The organism is Kitasatospora sp. NPDC057198 (assembly GCF_042670125.1).
GTDB lineage: Bacteria > Actinomycetota > Actinomycetes > Streptomycetales > Streptomycetaceae > Kitasatospora.
The window spans coordinates 1-1027 of record NZ_JBHUWH010000899.1 but is presented as its reverse complement, the minus strand read 5'-3'; the positions used below and the strand labels follow the sequence as shown (position 1 = coordinate 1027).

General features: G+C 76.6%; 2 protein-coding genes. Both read left to right on the top strand.

What is annotated here, in order from left to right; all coding sequences use genetic code 11:
- Positions 1 to 238: 238 nt before the first annotated feature.
- Positions 239 to 412 (top strand): hypothetical protein, encoded by a 174-nt coding sequence (locus tag ACFUEL_RS39960; protein ID WP_380243173.1) that lies wholly within the window; start codon positions 239 to 241, stop codon positions 410 to 412.
- Positions 413 to 430: 18 nt separating this feature from the next.
- Positions 431 to 862, top strand: a complete 432-nt coding sequence (locus tag ACFUEL_RS39955) for an HAD family hydrolase (protein WP_380243172.1) — start codon at positions 431 to 433, stop codon at positions 860 to 862.
- The last annotated feature ends 165 nt before the right edge of the window (positions 863 to 1027 follow it).

Genomic DNA, 1027 nt, shown 5'->3' with positions numbered 1-1027 from the left:
GGGCGCCCCGGCCCGCCCCGCCACGGTCGGTAAGGGAAGCAGCGACCGCCGCCCCGCCGCCCCCATCCGCGGGGCGGGGGGGGACTCGACGGGAAGGGCGGGGCGTTCGACGGACATGCCAGGACGCTACCGCCCTCGGGGGCCGACCACGGGCCGCCCGACGGCCAGACCGGCCGGATGACGACACGGCCGGCCCCCCCGGGAAGACCTCCGCGCCGTCCTGCCCGACTCCGGCGGCGTGCTGATGCGGCCGATCGGCGGCCGCTGCAACCCGCGGGCGGACTTCGAGGAGACCGTCCCCGCCCACCTGCCCGCGATCCCGCCCGCACACCTCGCGGCCGCCGTCGCCGCGGGCGACCGCCCACTCGCCGACGCGTCCCCGAACCCGGGCGCGACGACCACCACCGGCTGATGCCCCCGCCACATCGGAGTGGACCCGACCCCGGAACTCCTCGCCGACCTGCGCCGCGAAGTCCCGGCCGTCACCGTCCCGGAGACCTACCCGGAGGTCGTCGGCACCCTGGAGGAACTCACCCGCCGGGGCGTGCGGATGGCCGTCGTCTCGGACGCCTGGCCCGACCTGCCCGACCTGCACGCCGGGCTGGGCGTCGACCACTTCTTCGAGGCGTACGCGATCTCCGCGGTCCCCGGCTGCAACACGCCGGACCCGAGGACGTACCGCCACGCCAGCGACGCGCTGCAACTCGCCCCCGCCCAGTGCCTGTTCGCCGACGACGACCCGGAGCCGGTCGCCGCCGCGATCGCCCTCGGCTACGCGGGCCGCACACCCTTCGCCGCGACACCCCCACCGCGGAGCCGCCCGCCGGGCCCGCCACCGCCCCGGCCGTCCTCATCTCCCTGACCGGCCTGCTCGACCTGTTCTGAACCGCAGGGGTGGAGGTGCCCGGCCCGCTGCCCGGCGCCGGCCAGGGCCTAGACGAGTAGTTCCGAAGTCGGTCAGTGGTCGTAGGCGATCAGGGAGCGGGTGACGGGTCGGCCGGTGGTTCGGTTGTGCCAGATCGCGCAC